General features: G+C 66.9%; 10 protein-coding genes. 8 read left to right on the forward strand and 2 right to left on the reverse strand.

Annotated elements, in window-relative coordinates:
• Window positions 1-88 precede the first annotated feature (88 nt).
• Window positions 89-2,974, reverse strand: coding sequence for a beta-galactosidase GalA (galA, locus tag DD559_RS09125; RefSeq protein WP_116468895.1), 2,886 nt, complete (start codon window positions 2,972-2,974; stop codon window positions 89-91).
• Between the two features lie 36 nt (window positions 2,975-3,010).
• Complete coding sequence (locus tag DD559_RS09130) at window positions 3,011-3,748, reverse strand: GntR family transcriptional regulator (RefSeq protein WP_116468896.1); 738 nt, start codon at window positions 3,746-3,748, stop codon at window positions 3,011-3,013.
• 253 nt (window positions 3,749-4,001) lie between these two features.
• Between DD559_RS09130 and DD559_RS09135 the strand changes: the two genes are divergently transcribed.
• The 8 genes from DD559_RS09135 (at window position 4,002) to DD559_RS09170 (ending at window position 20,593) form a co-directional block, all read left to right on the forward strand.
• Window positions 4,002-6,323, forward strand: a complete 2,322-nt coding sequence (locus DD559_RS09135; RefSeq protein ID WP_116468897.1) for a beta-N-acetylhexosaminidase — start codon at window positions 4,002-4,004, stop codon at window positions 6,321-6,323.
• Entirely contained in the window at window positions 6,320-8,908 is a 2,589-nt protein-coding gene (locus DD559_RS09140) for a beta-mannosidase (protein ID WP_116468898.1), read from the forward strand. The genes DD559_RS09135 and DD559_RS09140 overlap by 4 nt, the downstream gene beginning before the upstream one ends.
• Window positions 8,908-11,469 carry a glycoside hydrolase family 3 C-terminal domain-containing protein gene (locus DD559_RS09145; protein ID WP_116468899.1) on the forward strand — a complete coding sequence of 854 codons (2,562 nt, stop codon included), beginning with the start codon at window positions 8,908-8,910 and terminating at the stop codon, window positions 11,467-11,469. Before DD559_RS09140 ends, DD559_RS09145 begins: the two co-directional genes overlap by 1 nt.
• Window positions 11,466-12,893: a glycoside hydrolase family 125 protein gene (locus DD559_RS09150; RefSeq protein WP_116468900.1), complete on the forward strand. Its 1,428-nt coding sequence runs from the start codon at window positions 11,466-11,468 to the stop codon at window positions 12,891-12,893. Before DD559_RS09145 ends, DD559_RS09150 begins: the two co-directional genes overlap by 4 nt.
• Window positions 12,893-15,217: a GH92 family glycosyl hydrolase gene (locus DD559_RS09155; protein WP_116468901.1), complete on the forward strand. Its 2,325-nt coding sequence runs from the start codon at window positions 12,893-12,895 to the stop codon at window positions 15,215-15,217. The genes DD559_RS09150 and DD559_RS09155 overlap by 1 nt, the downstream gene beginning before the upstream one ends.
• Window positions 15,217-17,421: a beta-N-acetylhexosaminidase family protein gene (locus tag DD559_RS09160; protein WP_116468902.1), complete on the forward strand. Its 2,205-nt coding sequence runs from the start codon at window positions 15,217-15,219 to the stop codon at window positions 17,419-17,421. Before DD559_RS09155 ends, DD559_RS09160 begins: the two co-directional genes overlap by 1 nt.
• Window positions 17,418-19,337 (forward strand): alpha-L-fucosidase, encoded by a 1,920-nt coding sequence (locus DD559_RS09165; protein WP_116468903.1) that lies wholly within the window; start codon window positions 17,418-17,420, stop codon window positions 19,335-19,337. Before DD559_RS09160 ends, DD559_RS09165 begins: the two co-directional genes overlap by 4 nt.
• Before the next feature lie 251 nt (window positions 19,338-19,588).
• A complete protein-coding gene (locus DD559_RS09170; protein ID WP_116468904.1) occupies window positions 19,589-20,593 on the forward strand; it encodes a glycosylasparaginase in 1,005 nt (334 codons plus the stop codon).
• Window positions 20,594-20,619 lie beyond the last annotated feature (26 nt).

Consider the following 20,619-nt stretch of genomic DNA (forward strand, 5'->3'; position numbering starts at 1 on the left):
GAACTGCGCCGCCCGCGTTCGGCTATCCTCCCCCTCCGAGCCGCTGCGCGGCCCACCTCCCCCTGGCGGGGGAGGATAGGTTCTCCGCTTACCGCGGCGTCAGCGTCACCTTCCCCAGCAACCCGCTCACCTGCCCCGCCGGCGCCTCGACGATCAGTTCCACCGTCCGCTCACCCTTGGCCGCCGGCAGCACCGCCTCCAACGCCCCCGGCGCAGCATCGGCCTTCTCGGCGAGCTTCTTGCCGTCCACCCACAATTCCGCGCGCCCGCCGACGCTGGCAAAGCGCAACGTGCCGCCCTCGGCCGCGATGCGCTTCCAAGGGGTGAACCTGTTGTTGTACACCCGCCAGCCCGGCTGCGGCTCGGCCGGCGTCGGCATGGCGCTGCGCAGGAAGGCCCAGCTGTTATTGTCCGGCACCATCCCTGCCTTGGGCTTCTCGGCCACCGGCCCCGAGCGGCGCCAGTCGCCGAGCACCATCAGCGGCGGGGTCACGCCCATCTGCGCACGCGGCGCGATGTCGGCGCGATCGATGGTCAGCAGCGCGGGCTTCAGCCCTTCGGCGGTTGCCCGCACGGTGATCTTGCCGCGACCGGTGCCCGCCTGCACCAGGATCTGGGCAAGGCCATTGAACAGCGAGCGGCTATTACCCTTTTCCGGTTCATGGCAGTTCGGATCGCCATTGCCGACGCCGATGATCGCCGCGCCGTCGACGGTGAAGTTGGTCATCAGATTGGCGGTCGGCACATGCCGGCCCTTGGCGTCGACCGCATCGATGGTGATCGGCTGCACGTCCTCGTCGTCGCCCGCCATCACCGTGCGCGCCGGGGTCAACCGCAGCGCCACCGGCGGACCGGCGGTTTCGTGCACCATCCGCGCGACGACCTTGCCGCCGCGCATCGCCTGCGCCTCCAGCCGGCCCGGCGCATAGGGCACCTGCCATTCATTGCCCTGCAGCCGATCGACCTTCTGCGTGCCCACGACCTTGCCGTTGAGCAGCAGCGTCACGCTCTCGGCGTTCGACGCCACGAACACCTTGATGTTTTGCCCCTCCTTGCCCGGCCAGGTCCAATGCGGCGCCAGCCAAACGACGGGCGCGTCGTCGATCCACGCGGCGCTGTGGATCCCGAACGCAGTCTTGGGGAAGCCGCACAGGTCCATGATGCCGAAGAAGCTGGCGATGGTCGGCCATTCATAGGGCGTCGGCTCGCCATGATAGTCGAAGCCGGTCCAGACGAACCCGCCGGCGATGAATTCGCGCGCGGCGATCAGCTGCCATGCCTTGCGGTGCGTGTTGCCCCAGGGCGCGGGCTCCTCGTCGTACGAGGTGATGACGTGCTTGGCCGGATCGCTGGCGAAGGCGCCGCGCGTCTCGAACGCGCTGGTATCCTCGGAGCTGGTGCTGGGCCGCGTCGGGTTCAGCGCGTGCCACTTGTCATACTCGCCCTGATAATAGTTGAACCCCATCACATCGACGACCGACGACACGTTCGACGGATTGTAGAAGGATCCGTTCATCGCCGAGGTCACCGGGCGGCTGTCATCGAGCTTGCGCACCGCGGCTTCCATGCGGCGGACCATCTCCACGCCCGCTTCGGTGCCCTGCATCGGCTCCTCGTTGAACACCGACCAGAGGATCACGCTCGGATGGTTGCGGTCACGCCGCACCATCCAGCTGAGCTGGGCGAGATAATCGGGCGCCGGGTTGAAGTGGCGGTTCTCGTCCATGACGAGGAAGCCCATCCGGTCGCACCAGTCGAGCAGCTCGGCGGTCGGCGCATTGTGCGACATGCGGATCGCGTTGCAGCCCATCGCCTTCAGCCGCTCCAGCCGCCACCCGAGAAGCGCGTCATACTGCGCCACACCGACACCGGCATGGTCCTGGTGGATGCACACCCCCTTGAGCTTGACCGGCTTGTCGTTGACGAACAGCCCCTTGTCCGCATCGAAGCGGATCGTGCGGAAGCCGATCGCGGTGCGACGCTCATCCACCAGCTTGCCGTCACGCAGCAGCCGGGTGTGGACGGTGTAGAGCGTCGGGTTCTCGACCGACCACAGCTTCGGGTCGCCTGCGGTCAACGTCAGCGAAGCCTCGACCTGATCCAGTACCAGCGCCGTTGCAGCGGCGGTACCGGTCGCCACGCGCTTGCCGTCGGAATCGAGTAGATCAGCCTCGATCACCACGTCCACCGGAGCGCGTTCGATATTGCCGACCGTAACGGTCACCGGCACCTGCCAGCCTGCCTCGGTCTTGCGCGGATCGCAATGCACGCCGTCGGTAACGATCGACACCGGAGCACGGCGCACGAGCCAGGCATGCCTGTAGAGGCCCGCGCCTTCGTACCACCAGCCCTCCATCGCTTCGGCATCGACGCGGATGGCGATGACATTGTCCTCGTCGCCGAAGCGCGCGAACGGCGTCATGTCCACAAGGATGCTGGCATAGCCCGACCAGCTATGTGCAACGACGCTGCCGTTCACCCACACCGTGGCATTGGTGGCGACGCCGTCGAGGTGCAGCTCGATCGTCTTGCCGTGATCGGCGGGATCCAGCGTCAGGCGGCGGCGGTACCAGCCGATGCCGCGTTTGCGATAGCCTTGCGAGACGTTGGCGGTCTGCTCGAAGGGCTGGAACGAGGCCCAGTCGTGCGGCAGACGCACTTCGGCCCATTCGCTGTCGTCGAAATCGCGGGCGGCGGCACCGCGCGCATTGCCCGCCTTCACGCTGCCATAGGTATCGTCATGGTCCTTGAGCGGCGCCGGGAGCACATCGCCTTCATGGAAGCGCCAGCCGCGCTCGATGCGGATACGCGTGGGATCGCCGTCCAACAGCCGAGGCGGCAGCGCCGTCTTGGGCTGGGGCATCGGGAAGCCATCGCCCTCAATGCTCCGCACGGCCGCCTCGGCCTCCGGCATCCCAAGCGTAGCGAGCACCCCCAACCCCGCGCTGCCGAGCAGCAACTGGCGACGATCCATGCAGCAATCTCCAAAAATCAGGCAGGCAGGGGCGGCTCAGACGTCGCTGAGTTCCGCCACGAAATCATAGGCATCGCCCCGATAATAGGAGCGGGTCACTTCGGCCGGGCGGCCGTCGCGCAGAAAGGCTCGGCGCTCGATCAGCAGGCCGGCATGGCCGGGGTCGACGCCGAGCATCTTGGCGTGCTCGCCCAGGAACGGCACCGCGCGTAGTCGCTGGAGCGCGCGCACCGGCCGGTTTCCGGCAGCTTCCAGGGCGGTATAGAGCGAATCCCCCACCGCATCGACCGAAGCGAGGCAGTAGCCGGCGATCGTAGAGAATTCGAGCGCCATCGGCTCGCCGTCGGCGAAGCGAATGCGCGAGAAGCGGAGCACGCCCGCACCCGGCGAAAGGCCCAGCGCCATCGCTTCCTCGGGCGTTACCTGCCCTGCCGAGCGCGCGATCCAGCTGCTGCTGGCGGCGCGGCCGCGCGCGGCCATGTCCTCGGTGAACGACGACAGCTTGGAGAAGCTCTTCTCGACGCGCTCGGCGACGAAGGTGCCGGCACCGCGTCGGCGGGTGAGCAGGCCTTCCTCGACCAGGCCCCCGATGGCCTTGCGCACGGTGATGCGCGAAACGTCATATTCCACGGCAAGATCGCGCTCCGGCGGAATCGCGTCGCCCTGACTCAATATCTTGCCGCTGATCGCGTCACGGATCAGCTGCTGCAGTTGCAGATAGAGCGGCGACGGATTTCCTTCACGAAACCGGCCGATCTGATCGGAAAACGTCATTCGCCCTCCCCCTTGCCTGAAACCAGCACCCAACCGGAACAGCGGTGCTACCAGCAGGCTCCCAGCGATGCGCAAACGTTATCCCCGGGATCTAAATTGGTATGACCATACCATCAGCCTCAAGCGATTAGGTCAAGAGGTTTAATTGCAAGGAACTATGTCCGGCGGCGCTGGGCTATTGTCCGATAGGATCTAAATTGGTTACACCCTTGCCCGGGCCCCGTTCGGCGGCCCGCAGAGAGGGGAGTTTCCGATGCGCGCGATCCTGAAAACGGCAAGGCATTCCGGCTGGGCGGCACTGCTGCTGTCCTCGACCGCTTTCGCCCAGACCGTGCCGCCGCTCACCCCGCTTCCCGCCAGCGTGAAGCTGGGCAAGGGCAGCTTCACCGTGGCGAACGGCACCGGCATCGCCGTGCCCGCCGGTGATACCGCCGCCGCCAATGCCGCGAAGCTGCTCGCCGCGCATGTGAAGGTGGAGCGCGGCCTGACGCTGGGCGCGACCGGCACCAGCGGCGCGATCCGGTTCGAGCGCGATGCGAGCGTCCAGGGCGCCGAGGCCTATCGTATGACCGTCGACGCAAAGGGCGTCCGCATCGCGGCCTCGGGCGATCATGGGCTCCTGTATGGTGCGATGACGCTTGCCCAGCTGCTCAGCCCAGACCACGGCTTCGGCAAGGCGGTGAAGCTGCCGGCGCTGAACGTCGAGGATGCGCCGCGCTTCGGCTGGCGCGGGCTGATGCTCGACGTTGCCCGCCATTTCCAGCCGATCGAGTTCGTCTACGGCGTGGTCGACCAGATGGCCTCGGTGAAGCTCAACACGCTCCACCTCCACCTCACCGACGACCAGGGTTGGCGCTTCGAGGTGAAGCGCTATCCGAAGCTGACCGAGATCGGCGGCTGGCGCACCCCGCCGAGCACGGGCGGCGCGCCCGCCCCCAAGGTCGGCGGCTTCTACACGCAGGAGCAGCTGAAGGCCCTGGTCGCCTATGCCGCCGAGCGCGGCGTGACGATCGTGCCGGAGATCGATCTGCCCGGCCATGCCCAGGCGCTGGTCGCCGCCTATCCCGAGCTCGGCATCTTCGGCGATCGGCCGGAAGTCTCGCACGACTGGGGCGTGAACCCGTACCTGTTCAATCCCGGCCCCAAGGGCATCGCCTTCGTTAGGCAAGTGCTCGACGAGCTGATGGCGGTGTTCCCGGGCACCTATATCCATCTCGGCGGTGACGAGGCGGTAAAGGACCAGTGGGAGCGCTCGCCGGAGGTCCAGGCCCAGATGCAGGCGCTGGGGATCAAGACCGAGAACGGGTTGCAGAGCTGGATGATCGACCAGTTCGGCGCCTATCTGGAACAGCATGGCCGCCGTCTGATCGGGTGGGACGAGATCCTCGAAGGCGGGCTGCCGCCTTCGGCCTCGGTGATGTCGTGGCGCGGCGAGAAGGGCGCAGTAGAAGCCGCGAACCAGGGCCATGACGTGGTCCTGTCGCCCGCGCCTACCCTCTATCTCGACAGCCTGCAGAGCGATCGCCGCGACGAACCGCCGGGCCGCCTGTCGATCCAGACGCTCGCTGACGTGTACAAATATGAGCCGATGCCAGCGGGCATCGATGCCGCCAAGGCCAGCCACGTCCTCGGCGCGCAGGCCAATGCGTGGAGCGAGTATCTGATCACGCCCTACCAGGTGCAGCACATGCTGTTCCCGCGCGCGGCCGCGGTGGCGGAAATCACCTGGTCCGCCAAGGACAAGCGCGACTTTTCCAGCTTCGTCACCCGCGTCCAGCCGCAGATCGCGCGCTGGCGCCGATCGGGCATGGAAGTCGCCGACAGCGCTTTTGCGGTCGACTACAAGCTGCAGGGCACCCGCGGCGAGGCGCTGCGGGCGAACCAGGCCAAGGTGGCGCTCGCCACCCAGACCGGCTTCGGCACGATCCGCTACACGCTCGACGGCAAGCAGCCGACCGCCAAGTCGCCGGTCTACAAGGCGCCGCTGACGCTGAAGCCGGGCACGACGATCACCGCCGCCGCCTTCGACGCCGCAGGCGTGGCCACTGCGACCCCGCGCGCCTTCGACACCAGCCGCACCGCGCTGCTCACCCGCACCAGTTCGGACATGGTGGCCTGCCCCAAGGGCGCGCTGGGCCTGCGCGTGCCGCTCACTTCCGAAGCGCAGGAGAATGCGCCGGTGTTCAACGTCAACCTGTTCGACACCTGCACCGCGTATCCGGCCGCGCCGCTCGACATCGCGACCGGCTTCACCGTCGACGTCGCCCGCACGCCGCGCAACTACGGCCTCGCGCACGACTTCAACAAGGTGCGCGCGCACTACAATGTCAGCACCTACGGCGAGCTGATCGTCCGGGCGCGCTGCATCGCCGCCGCCAAGGATCCGTCGATCCAGCCGATCGTCGTCGCCACCTTCCCCCTGCCCGATCCGGCACAGGCGCCGCAGCAGTTCCGCTTCACCGGCAGCCTGCCCAAGCTGGCGGGCGACGAGGATCTGTGCTTCCAGTTCACGTCCCCGCTCAGTGACCCGTTCTACACGGTCGCGAAGGTGGTGCTGACGGAGGCCGGCAAGTGAAGGCGCGTTCGCTCGCCCTGCTTCCCCTGCTCGCCCTCGCCACCCCCGCCTGGGCCGATCCGCGCCAGTCGGTCTCGCTCGACGGCACCTGGGAAGTGCGCATCGACCCCAGCGACGCCGAGGCGGCCAAGGCGCATCCGAAGGAAGCCGCCTGGTTCCCCGCCAAGGTGCCCGGCAGCGTCCAGCAGGATTTGATCGCGGCGAAGCGCGTGCCCGATCCCTATAAGGGCATCAACGAAGCGCCGATCCAATGGGCGGGCCTTACCCGCTGGCAGTTCCGCCGCACGCTCACCATCACCCCGGCGATGCTGGCGCGCGACCATCTCGACCTGGTGTTCGACGGCCTCGACACCTTCGCCACGGTGACGCTCAACGGCCAGAAGCTGCTCGATACCGACAACGCCCATCGCCGCTGGCGGGTGGACGCCAAGCAGGCGCTGAAGGCCGGCGCCAACGAACTCGTCGTCACCATCGCCTCGCCGATCAGGACGCTCCAGCCGATGGTGCTGGCGGAGCAATTCCCGCTCCCCGGCGAATATGATTCCGCCTTCGGCGACGAGCCCAAGGGCAAGCAGACCTCGCCCTATATCCGCAAGCCCAAGTACGATTACAGCTGGGACTGGGCGCCGCGCCTGGTCAAGATCGGCCTGTGGCGGCCGGTGCGGCTGGAAGCCTGGGACGATGCCCGCATCGACGGCTTCCGCGTCGACCAGGAAGCGCTCAACCCCGCCGAGGCGCGGCTGGTCGCGCGCTGGAAGCTGCTCGGCGACCGCGCGCGTGCGGTCACCGTCCGCACCCGCATCACCGGCCCCGACGGCCAGACCGTCGAGGCGGCGCGCACACTCACTCTCGGCGCAGGCGAGAACGTCGTCAGCCTGCCGCTCACCCTGGCCAAGCCCCAGCTCTGGTGGCCGGCCGGGTACGGCGCGCAGCCGCTCTACAAGGTCGAGGCGGTGCTGGAGGAAGACGGCGCCGTCAGCGACCGCGTTGCGCAGCGCATCGGCCTGCGCACGGTCGAGCTGATCACCCAGGGCGGCGGCTTCGGTTTCCGCGTCAACGGGCTGCCGATCTTCGCCAAGGGCGCGAACCTGATCCCGTTCGACATGTTCCCCAACGCCGTGTCCGAAGCCCGGATGCGCCGCATGGTCGCCGACGCGCGCGACGCCAACATGAACATGATCCGCGTCTGGGGCGGCGGCTATTATCTCGACGACGCCTTCTACGCCGCCGCCGACGAGCTCGGCCTGATGGTGTGGCAGGACTTCATGTTCGGCGGCTCGATCACCCCGCCCGACGCCGCCTTCCGCGAGAATGTGCGCGTCGAGGCCGAGGAGCAGGTCGCCCGGCTCCAGCCGCATCCGTCGATTATCGGCTGGAACGGCGGCAACGAGATTCTGTCCGGCTGGGAAAACTGGTCCGATCGCAAGGCCTTCAAGAAGGCGGTAGGCGCCGACGCGCAGGAGCGGATCGGCGCGGGCATGGCCGTGCTGTTCGATCGCACGCTGCGCGACGCGGTGCTGAAGGAAGCACCCGGCACCACCTATTGGCCCGGCTCGCCCTCCAACGACTATACCGGCCCGGTCGATACCGACGCGACCGGCGATCGCCATTTCTGGGACGTCTGGTCCGGCTCCAAGCCGGTCGAGAATTATCTGAACGGCTGCGCGCGGTTCATGTCCGAATATGGCTTCCAGGCGATGCCGAACCTGTCCACCATCCGCGGTTTCGCGGGCACCGGCCCGCTGGCGATCGACAGCCCGGTGCTCAAGGCGCACCAGAAGTTCCTGGCCGGCGAAGGCAATAGCCGCCTCCAGCTCTATCTCGACCAGCGGCTGCGCAAGCCCACCGACTTCGCCGATCTCGTCTACCTCACCCAGGTGAACCAGATGCAGGCGATCGGCATGGCCGCGCGCCACCACCGCGCCTGCGCGCCGATCACCATGGGCTCGCTGTTCTGGCAGCTCAACGATGCCTGGCCGGCGATCAGCTGGGCGAGCATCGACTATGACGGCCAGTGGAAGCTGCTCCAGTATGAAGCGCGCCGGATGTTTGCGCCCCAGGCGATCGTCGCCGAGCACAAGGACGGCGCGACCCGCCTCGCCGCCGTGTCGGACGCGACGCAGTTGATCGCCGCCGAATGGCGCGTGCAGGGCTACACCATGGACGGCAAGCCGCTGGGCACCAAGGCATCGACATTCGACCTGTCGCCTGGCGCGCTCGAACTCGCCACGATCGCCGATGCCGATCTGTTCGGTACCGCCGCACCCGCCGACAGCTATGCCGTCGCCGAGCTGTGGATCGACGGCAAGCCGGTCTCGCGCGCAATCCTCGAACGGTCCCTGCCCAAGGACATGGCCTATCCCGCCCCGCGCCTGTCGGCCCGCTGGCAGGGCAAGCAGGTGACCGTCACCGCCGGCGCGCTCGCCCGCGCGGTGATGCTCGATTTCGGCACCACCGTCGCGCAGCCGAGCGACAATGGCTTCGATCTGCTGCCCGGCGAGAGCCGCACCCTCACCGTCACCTCCGAGGCGAATGCTGCCGCGCTCGCCCGCGCCCTCACCCTTCGTACGCTGGGACCCCGCTGATGCCCTTCCTCCCCCTGCTCCTGCTCGCCGGCGATCCCGATCCGGTCGCCGACGCCATTGCCAAGATGACGATCGAGCAGAAGGCCGCGCAGCTCCAGAGCACCGCGCCCGCCGATCCGGTGATCGGCCTGCCCGCCTATGACTGGTGGAACGAGGGGCTGCACGGCCTCGCCCGCGACGGCTATGCGACGGTGTTCCCACAGGCGATCGGCCTTGCCGCGACCTGGGATGTGGACCTGCTTCACAAGGTGGGCGATACCGTCGCCACCGAGGCGCGCGCCAAGTTCAATGCGAGGCCGGTGACCGCCGATCGCAAGATCTATGAGGGGCTGACGATCTGGTCGCCCAACATCAACATCTTCCGCGATCCCCGCTGGGGCCGCGGCCAGGAAACCTATGGCGAGGATCCGTTCCTCACCGGCCATCTCGCGATCGGCTTCATCCAGGGGCTGCAGGGCCCGGACCCCGCGCACCCCAAGGTGCTCGCCACGCCCAAGCATCTGGCGGTGCACAGCGGCCCCGAGGCCGGCCGTGACGGCTTCGACGTCGATCCCAGCCCGCAGGATCTGGAGTCCACCTATACACCCGCCTTCCGCCTCGCGCTGACCGAGGGCAAGGCGCAGTCGGTGATGTGCGCATATAATTCGATCCACGGCACGCCGGCCTGTGCCTCGGGCGGGCTGCTCAACGATCGGCTGCGCAAGGACTGGGGCTTTACCGGCCTCACCGTCTCGGACTGCGACGCGGTGGCGAACATCCATCTGTTCCATCATTACCGCCTCGACGCCGCCGAAGCCTCGGCCGCCGCGATCAAAGCGGGCATGGATCTCAACTGCGGCACCACCTATGCCGCGCTGCCCGAGGCGGTGAAGCGCGGGCTGGTCAGCGAGGCGGAAGTCGACGTGGCGCTCAAGCGCGCGCTGGAGGCCCGCCGCGCGCTCGGCATCGCATTCGGCGGCGCCAATCCGTGGAGCCGGATCAAGCCCAGCGAGCGCGGCACCCCGGCCCAGCGTGCGCTGGCGCTGGAGGCCGCGCGCAAGGCCATCGTGCTGCTCAAGAATGACGGCGACCGACTGCCCCTCACCCCCGGCGGCCGCATCGCGGTGATCGGCGCCAATGCCGATGATCTGGGTGTGCTGGAGGGCAATTACCACGGCACCGCCAAGGATCCGGTAACCCCGCTCGACGGCATCCGGCGACAGTTCGGTGCCGATCGCGTCGTGTACGCGCAAGGCTCGCAGCTGGCTGAGGCGGCTGCGGTGATCATGCCCGAAACCGCGTTCCGCGCGGACGGCAAACCGGGCCTCAAGGCCGAGTATTTCGCCAGCCCGACGGTAACCGGCACGCCGGTCGCCACCCGGCAGGACCGCCGCATCGACTTCAACTATACCCGCGCCGCGCCGCTGCCGGGGCTGAATCCCTCCGGCTTCGCAGTCCGCTGGAGCGGCGAGTTCGTCGCCCCGGGCGCGGGCGAGTATGAGCTGGCGATCGACATCCCCGCCTGCTGGAAGGATTGCACCACGCACGACGCGGTGCGGCTATGGGTGGACGGCAAGCTCCTCCACGACGGCCCGCTCGGCAAGGCGCGCGTCGCGGTGAAGGTCGCCAGCGACGGCCGCCCGGTGCCCTTCCGCATGGAGATCGACCATCGCAGCGAGGATTTCGGCGTCCGCCTGATGTGGCAGCCCCCGGCCGAGCCGATGCTCGCCCAGGCGCTCGAAGCCGCCAAGAACGCCGACACGATCGTCGCCGTGCTCGGCCTCTCGCCCGATCTCGAGGGCGAGGCGCTCAGCGTCTCGATCCCCGGCTTCGTCGGCGGCGACCGGACCGACATCGCCCTGCCCCGTCCGCAGCTCGACCTGCTCAAGGCGCTGCGCAAGACCGGCAAGCCGCTCGTCCTCGTCCTCACCAGCGGCAGTGCGGTGGCGGTGGACCCCAGCCTCGCCGACGCGATCCTCGAAGCCTGGTATCCCGGCGAGGAAGGCGGCACCGCGATCGCCGAGACGCTGGCGGGCAAGAACAACCCCTCCGGTCGCCTGCCGCTGACCTTCTACGCCTCGGTCGACGACCTGCCGGCGTTCGTCGATTACGGCATGAAGGAGCGCACCTATCGCTTCTTCACCGGCAAGCCGCTCTGGGGCTTCGGCCATGGCCTCAGCTACACCAAATTCGCCTATGGCGACGTGACCGTGAAAGCCGCGGGCATTGGCCAGCCGGTACAAGTCGCTGCCAAGCTCACCAATGCGGGCAATCGCGCGGGTGAGGAAGTCGCGCAGGTCTATGTCGTGACGCCGGACGCCGGCAAACCGGGCGGCTTCACCACCCCCGTCCTGCAACGCCAACTCGCCGGCTTCCAGAGGACGTCCCTCGCGCCCGGCAAATCCACCAGCCTGTCCTTCACCCTTGATCCGCGCAGCATCAGCAGCGTGGCGCGCGACGGTACCCGCCGCGTGCTGCCGGGTCGCTATCGTGTCTGGATCGGCGGTGGCCAGCCTGGCGACGGCCCCGGCCAATGGGCCGATTTCACCCTGACAGGCGACGCACAGGAACTCCCGAAATGATCGACCGCCGTACCCTGATCGGCTCCGGCCTCGCGCTCGCGACAACCCCTGCATTCGCGCGCCCCGCCCCCGCCTTCGTCAGCAAGCGCCCCGCCCCCGCCGACCGCCGCTTCGTCAGCAAGGCAGTCGAGCGTGAAATCCTACGGGTTTCCAAGCAGATCGCCGATCCGAAGCTGCGCTGGATGTTCGCCAACTGCTATCCGAACACGCTCGACACCACGGTGAAAATGAGCACGGTCGATGGCAAGCCCGATGCCTTTGTCATCACCGGCGACATCGATGCGCTTTGGCTGCGCGACAGCTCGGCGCAGGTGCGGCCGTATCTGCATCTGGCGAAGGACGATGCCGATCTCCGCCGCCTCTATCACGGTCTGATCGCTCGTCAGGCCCGCTGCATCCTGCTCGATCCCTATGCCAACGCCTTTCTGGAGGACCCGAACGCCCGCACCCAGCTGGGCTGGGCGCTGCACGACAGGACCGAGATGAAACCTGGCGTCGCCGAGCGGAAATGGGAGATCGACAGCCTCTGCTATCCCATCCGCCTCGCCCATGATTATTGGAAGGCCACGGGGGACACGGCACCGTTCGACGCGACCTGGGCCGAATCGGCCCGCGCGATCGTCCGCACCTTCCGCGAGCAGCAGCGCAAGACCGGCCCTGGCCCCTATCGCTTCCAGCGCGGCAGCGAGCGGCCGACCGAAACGCTGATGCTCGACGGCTATGGTGCGCCGACCCGGCCGGTAGGGCTGATCCACTCCGGCTTCCGCCCCTCCGACGATGCCTGCGTCTATCCGTTTCTGATCCCGGCCAATTACTTCGCCGTCACCACGCTCCGCGAACTGGCAGTATTGGCAATCACGGTACGGCAGGACGCGGCGCTGGCGAATGACGCCACCGCGCTGGCCGACGAAGTCGCTGCGGCGCTGCGCAGCTATGGCACGATGCGCCTTCGCGATGGACGCGAAGTAATCGCCTACGAGGCCGATGGCTTTGGCAACACCTTGTTCATGGACGACGCCAACGTCCCCTCGCTGTCCAGCCTCGCCTATCTGCGTTGTTTCGATCGAAACGATGCGCTGTGGCAGCGCACGGCAGCCGCGGCATGGAGCGAGGCAAATCCCTACTGGTCACGCGGTAAGGTCGTGGAAGGCATTGGCGGACCCCATGTCGGCCTTGGCCATGTCTGGCCGATGTCGTTGATCATGCGCGGCTTCTCCTATGACGGCGATCTCCCAACGCTTCGCACAATCATGCGAATGCTTAGCAGTAGTGATGCTGGCACCGGCTTCATCCACGAGGCTGTGGATCAGGATGACCCTTCCAAATTCACCCGTGACTGGTTCGCGTGGGCCAACGGTCTGTTCGGCGAACTGCTTGTCCACCTCGCCGCCGTCCAGCCCAAGCTCCTTCAGGAAACCCTGTGATGCTCTCTCGTCGCCGCCTTCTCGCCACCAGCGCCATCGGCATAGCCGCTACTGCCGCAGCGCCCCGTCTGGCCTTCGCACAAGCCCCACGCCGCACGGCGCCGAACCTGTTCATCGGCACCGCCGGCACCGGCCACACCTATCCAGGCGCGAGCTTACCGTTCGGCATGGTCCAGCTCAGCCCCGATACGGGGGTCGAGCGCTGGGAAACCTGTTCGGGCTATTATCATAGCGACGGATCGATCCTCGGCTTCTCGCACACCCATCTTTCCGGCACCGGCATTGGCGACATGCTCGATCTGCTGGTGGTGCCCGCCCGCGGCCCGGTGGTGCTGCAACCTGGCACCCGCGAAAAGCCGGAAACCGGCTATCGCCAACGGTATAGTGACGAGCGTGCCGAGCCGGGCTATTATCATGTCGCGCTGGACAACGGCGTCACGGCGGAACTCACCGTCACCGAACGCACCGGCTGGCATCGATACACCTTCCCCGCCGGGGAAGGTCATTTGTTGCTCGATCTGTCCCACCTGATCCTCGACAGTTCGGACAATCCCCCGCTGATCGGCGACGCGGTGATCGAAGTGGAACCGGACGGCACGATCACCGGCCGGAGACAAGTCTTCCGCTGGGCAAAGGGGCGCACAATCTTCTTCGCGCTCCAGCTCTCCCCCCACCCCAACCGCATCACCTTCTACGCCGATGATGATGCCGAGCAGCCTGCCGGCAGCCAGAAAGTCACCGGTCGGAGACTAAAGGCCGTGCTCCACTATGCGGATGCCGGAAAGGCGCCGATCCTGCTCCGTTGCGGTATCTCGGGTGTCGATATAGGCGGCGCCCGCGCCAATCTCGGTGCCGAAGCGAAACACTGGGATTTTGATGCCACCCGCCGCGATGCTGGCGCCCGTTGGCACGCGGTGCTTGATTCCGTCCGCGTCACGGGCGGCACCGAAGATCAGCGCACGATCCTCGCCACGTCACTCTACCATGCCCATTTGGCACCGACGCTCTTCTCGGACGTGGACGGCCGCTATCTCGGCATGGACGGGCAGGTCCATACGGTGCCCAAGGGCGGTGCGGCCTACAGCACCTATTCGTTGTGGGACACCTATCGCGCGCTGCATCCGCTGCTCACCCTGATCGCACCGGATCGCACCAAGTCCCTGGTCGACGATCTGATCCGCCAGACCGCGCAATCCCCCTTCGGCCCGCTCGTCTGGCCGCTCCAGGGCAAGGAAACCGGCACAATGATCGGCTGGCACGGCGTCGTCCCGCTCGCCGAGGCGCAAGCCAAGGGCATACAGGCCGATTACGCCGCCGCATGGCCGGCGATCCGCCGCCGCAGCTTCGATTTCACCGCCAAGGATCTCGATAACAGCAAGGGCCGCGATCTTTATGATCGCATGGGCTATGTGCCTGCGGACAAGTGGTTCGAAAGCGTCAGCCGCACCCAGGAATATGCGTATGACGATTGGGCATCCTCCCACATCGCGACCGCCATCGGCGAGAAGAGTGACGCGGCGCGGCTACGCAAGCGCTCGGCCAACTGGCGCAACGTGATCGATGGCAGCATCGGTTTCGCCCGCCCGCGCTTCAGCGACGGGAGCTGGTGGACCCCCTATGATCCCATCCAACTGGGCCACATGCCCAAGCCTTGGTGGCGCGATTATACCGAAGCCAATGGCTGGCAGGCGACCTTCCTCAACCAGCACGATGTTTACGGGCTTATCCAGCATATGGGTGGAGATGCGAAATTCGAGGCGAAGCTCGACGCCTTGTTCAACGCCCCCTCCACCCTGCCCGCCAATGCGCCGCCGGACATTTCCGGATTGGTGGGCCAGTACGCGCACGGCAACGAGCCCGATCAGCACGCTCCCTATCTCTACGCCTATGTTGGCGCGCCGTGGAAGACCCAGGCGATGGTCCGCCGACTGTGCACGGAAATGTACAAGAACGATCCGGACGGAATCATCGGCAACGACGATTGCGGCCAGATGAGCGCCTGGTTCGTGTTCTCGGCGCTCGGCTTCTATCCGGTGGATCCGGTGGAAGCCGTCTATGTGTTCGGCTCGCCGCTGTTCGAGCGGGCCGAAGTGACGGTCGGCAACGGCAAGCGGCTGGTCGTGGAAGCACCGGGCAACCGCGCCGACACTCCCTATGTCGCGGCCGTCACCTGGAACGGCAAGCCTTGGCGCAAGAGCTGGATTGCTCATGCCGATCTCGTGAAGGGCGGCACGCTGCGCTTCACCATGTCGAGTAAGCCGAACCCCGCCTTCGGTCGCGCGCTCGCCGATCGGCCGCCGTCCAACGGCCGCACGCCCGGCTGATGCTGCTCGCCGCCGCGCTTCTGACGACGGCGCCCTGCGTCGCCGCCGGCGCCGGCGGCGACGTCGCCGCGGAACTGCTGCGCACACGGTTGGAAGCGCGGCGGGCGCCCTGCGCGCCGGTGCTCCTCGCACCGCTTGCCGCAGTCGAAGCCGCGCTGCCTGCCCCGCAGCGCATCGCCTGGCGGAAGGTGGCGCCGCGCACGCTGCCCGCGGAAGGTTTCGCCATCCGCCGGATCGGCGACACGCTGGTGATCACCGCGCAAGGCACGCGTGGGCTGGTCTATGGCGCCGGCTGGTATCTGCGCACCGGTAAACGGCCGCTGCGCTATGACAGCGCACCAGCGCGGCAGATGCGGCTCACCCAGATCGGCTATCGCGCCAAGAATAACAGTTACGATGCCTGGACGCTGGCGATGTTCCGCCGCCGGATCGAGGATTTCGCGCTTTGGGGCGCCAGCGGCGTACAGGTAATCGCGCCGGTTTCGGACGACGATGCCACCAGCCCGCTCTTTCCCGCCCCGCCGCTAGAAACGCTGCGCGGCATCGGTGAAATTACGCACCGGCTGGGACTGGACTTCGCGCTCTATTACCCGAACCTCCACGACTATGCGACACAAACCGAGCGAGACCAGGAAGTCGAGCGCTTCCGCACACTGCTAGGCCAGTTGCCAAAGGTCGATGCCCTATACGTGCCGGGCGGCGACCCCGGCCATGCCGCCCCCGCCAACCTTTTCCCCCTCGTTGCGGAGGAAGCGGCCGCTCTGCGCACCTCCAATCCGGCGGCTACCGTTTGGATCTCGACCCAGGGCTTCGACGCCGCGGGGCTCGATGCCTTCTATGCCCAGCTCGCCCGCCGACCGCGCTGGCTGAGCGGCATCTTCGCCGGACCGCAAACCCGCGATCCGGTGGCCGTACAGCGGCGGCATCTGCCCGCCGGATACCGGCTGCTGCTTTACCCGGATATCGCCCATACCATGCACGCGCAGGTGCCGGTCGATCGCTGGAGCCCGGCTTTTGCCCTCACCGAGGGGCGTGAGCCGATCAATCCGCGTCCACGGGCGATGGCGGTGCTCTTCCGGCATCTCGATCCCGGCAGCAGCGGCTTCGTCACCTATTCGGAAGGCGTCAACGACGATGTGAACCAGTTCCTCTGGTTCCGTATGGGCTGGGACCCGCGGGTAACCCCCGAGGCCTTCGCGCGCGAATATGCTGACAGCTTCATCGGCGATGCGGGCGCGGCCAACGCCTTGTTCGCATTGGAAGGCAATTGGAGCGGTGATCCCGCCACCAATACCGGCATCGACGCGACGCTGGCGATGATCGATGGCCTCACGCCTGCCCCATGGACCGATTGGCGCATCGACGCTCTCCGCTACCGCGCCGTCTATGACGCCATCGTCCGCCATCGCCTGATCGCGGCCCGCGCTCGCGAAGCCGCCGCCCTCGCCGTCCCCGATGCCGCCGCGGCGCGCGTACAGCTTGCCGAACCCGATCCCGCACCGGTACCGGCGCTCCGCACCCGGCTGTTCGCGCTCGCCGAGCGGCTGTGGCAGGGCGCGCGGCTGCAGCTTAGCGTGAAGCGCTACGGCGCCGCCAATGTCGAACGCGGTGCGAATCTTGATCGGGTCGATGTCGATCTCAACGACCGCGTCTGGATCGAACGTCAGCTCGCTACCCGCGCGCCGGCCCAACTCGCGGACCACGCCCGCATCCGGGAAGGCGCGCTCTATGACGATCTGGGCGATCCCTGGAACGCGCCGCACCTCGTGCGTGGCAGCCGCGTGGGCGCCGATCCGCTGCGTTTCCATGGCGCGGTGGAAGGCATCGCCGATCGCACGCCGGAGGATGGCTGGCGGATGGCGTGGATCAGCTATGCCGAGAGTCTCTACGATGCCCCGCTGCGGCTCCATTATACAGGCCTCGATCCCCGACGCCGCTATCGCCTGATCGCCACCTATGCCGGCGAGGACTATTGGCTACCGATGCGCCTCGTCGCCAATGGGCGCATCGAACTGCATCCGCCCCTGAATCGATCGAGCAACCCGATGACCGTGGAGCTCGAAATCCCGCAGGCGGCGACCCGCCGCGGCACCCTCGATCTCGCCTGGACGCGGCCCGCCGGCATGGGCGGCAGCGGCCGTGGCCATCAGGTCGCCGAGACCTGGCTCATCCCCGAACCCCTTTCCGGAGAAAGACGCAAATGACCAACCTCTCCCGCCGCGCGCTCGTCGCTGCCGGCCTCGCCACGCCGGCGCTTGCCCATGCGGCGACCGACGCCACCAAGGCCACGGCGCCCAAGCCGTTTGGCGCCACCCCCTCCGCCCGCCAGTGGAAATGGCACCAGCGCGAGCAATATGCCTTCATCCATTTCTCGATGAACACCTTCACCGACAAGGAATGGGGCTATGGCGATGAAGATCCCAAGACCTTCAATCCCAGCGATTTCAACGCCGACCAGATCGTTGCTGCAGCCAAGGCTGGCGGCTTGAAAGGTCTTATTATGGTCTGCAAACACCATGACGGCTTCTGCCTCTGGCCGACGACGCTGACCGAACATTGCATCCGCAACAGCCCCTACAAGAACGGCCAGGGCGACATCGTCCGCGAGATGTCCGATGCCTGCGCCCGCGCCGGCCTGCCCTTCGGCGTCTATCTTTCGCCCTGGGATCGCAACCACCCGGAATATGGCCGTCCGGGCTACATCCCCTATTACCGCGCGCAGCTGACCGAACTGTGCACACGCTACGGCAAGCTGTTCGAAGTGTGGTTCGACGGCGCCAATGGCGGCGACGGCTATTATGGCGGCGCGCGCGAAACCCGGAAAATCGATGCCCCGGCCTATTACAACTGGCCGTCGATCGTGGCGCTGGTCCACAAGCTCCAGCCCGAAGCCTGCACCTTCGATCCGCTCGGTGCAGATATCCGCTGGGTTGGCAATGAGGACGGCGTGGCGGGCGATCCCTGCTGGCCGACCATGCCTAACCACCCCTATGTCCAGAGCGAAGGCAATTCAGGCGTGCGCGGCGGCGCGCTTTGGTGGCCGGCGGAGACAGACGTCTCGATACGGCCGGGCTGGTTCTATCACGCCGACGAGGATTCACGGGTGAAGAGCCCGGAGCGGCTGATCCAGCTATATGACGAATCCGTCGGCCGCGGCACCAATCTCAATCTGAACCTCCCACCCGATCGCCGCGGCCGCATCGCCGATCAGGATGTGAAGATACTCAAAAGCTATGGCGACGCGATTCGCGCAACCTTCGCACGGGATCTCGCCAAGGGCGCAGTCGCGCATGCCAGTGCCGTGCGCGGACCCGGCTTCGAGGCGGCCCGCGTGCTCGATGGTGATCGCGAAACCTATTGGTCGACGCCGGACGGTACGACCACGCCGATCCTCACGCTCGATCTCAAGCCCGGCACCCGCTTCGACGTGATCCGGCTGCGCGAATATCTGCCTCTCGGCGTGCGGGTCACCCGCTTCGCGGTGGATGCGGAGATCGACGGCGCCTGGCAGCAGTTGGCGGAAAAGCAGTGCATCTCCGCCCAGCGGGTGATCCGACTTGCACATCCGATCGCGCCCCGCCGCGTGCGCCTGCGCATCCTGGACGCGCCGGCCTGCCCGGCGATCAGTGAGTTCTCGCTGTTCCGCTCCGTTGCGCCGGTCTCGGTCGCCCCGATCGTCTCTTCCGACCCGACGGTGATCGATACGCGCGAATGGAAGATCGCTGGGGCAGCTGCGCCGGGCGCAGAAAAGCTGCTCGACCGCGATCCGGGCACAATCTGGACGGTTCCGGCACCGACAGCCGGCGCGCCGGTGGAGGTGACCATCGATTTGGGCAAGGATACCGCGCTGGCAGGTTTCAGCCTCACCCCGTCGCGCCATGTGATGACCAATGCCGCCCCGCCCAAAGGCTATGAAGCAGAAACCAGCATGGACGGCAGTTCCTGGCAGCCCGCCGCCAGCGGCGAGTTCGGCAACATCGCCTACGCGCTTTCGACGCAGCGCATCGCGTTCGCGCAGCCGCGTCCAGCCCGCTATCTGCGCCTTCGGTTCGCCGAACCGGCCCTTCCCGAACCCAGGCTCGCCATTGCGGAGATCGGTGGCTTCACCGCGCCTCGCTGAGCGCCGGTTCGACACCAACCGCCGACGCGCCGGCGCCACCCCGTGGCGCCGGCGCGTTGCGTTTCGGCAACAACCGTTCGGAAAACGTCCCGAGGTTTGACGGTACACTGCCATATATAAAACCAATTTCTTTATTTGGTATTGTATCCGGATAGGACCTATGACAGCATCCCTTCCATGCGGTGACAGACATATGACGGACCGCCTCAACCAAGGAGAGCGGCGCAGCGGCGCCGCGCGGGGATGCATCGATGGGCCTAGACAGGCGCAAAGCATTGAAATTAGGCTTGGCAGGTGCGGCGGCGATTCCAGCGGGCACTTCCTTCGCAGGCACTGAGGCGCCTCGCGCATTGATTGTTTCAACATGGGACTTTGGCGCTGCGGCGAATGCCGCAGCCTACTCCGCCTGGAAAAAGAGCGGATCGCTACTCGATGCGGTCGAAGCCGGTGCATGGGTACCGGAGGCGGATGCGTCGAACCATTCGGTCGGCCTGGGCGGCTATCCCGATCGCGAGGGGCATGTCACGCTCGATGCGATCATCATGGACGATCGCGGCAATGTCGGTGCCGTCGGGGCGCTGGAAGATATCCTCCACCCCATCTCGGTCGCGCGGCGAGTAATGGAAAAAACGCCGCACACGTTCCTGGTCGGCGAAGGCGCTCGCCAGTTTGCGATCGCGCAAGGATTCCCGACGACCCGCCTGCTCACCCCGGAGGCGGAAGCGGCGTGGCGCGAATGGCTAAAGACGGCGAAATATACGCCTATCGCCAATATCGAGAACCAACGCGGCTCGGCCCTCGATCATGACACGATCGGCATCGTCGCGTGCGACGCAAGCGGCCGGCTGGCGGGAGCCTGTACGACATCGGGCATGGCCTTCAAGCTGCGCGGCCGGCTGGGCGATTCACCACAGGCCGGCAGCGGGCTGATGGTCGAGCCCGGGGTGGGCGCCGCGACGGCGACCGGCGTGGGCGAAGAGGTGACGCGCATTGCGGGATCGGCACGCGTCGTATCCTCGATGCGCGCCGGCATGTCGCCGATGGCAGCCTGCCGCGAAGCCGTTCTCCATATCGCGAAATTGCGCGGGGATGCCGTGAAGGACGCCCAAGTCGGCTTCCTTGCCATCGACCGTAACGGCCGCGTGGGCGCCTATTCGCTCCAGCCTGGCTTTACCTATGCGGTTACCGATCTTGGGGGACAAACAACAGTTCACGCTGCGCAAAGCCTGGGGCAGGCAACCGCCAGCGCGAGATAATCTAGAAAAAAGGGAATCGTAAAAGA

The organism is Sphingomonas pokkalii (genome assembly GCF_003096275.1).
Classification (GTDB): domain Bacteria; phylum Pseudomonadota; class Alphaproteobacteria; order Sphingomonadales; family Sphingomonadaceae; genus Sphingomonas; species Sphingomonas pokkalii.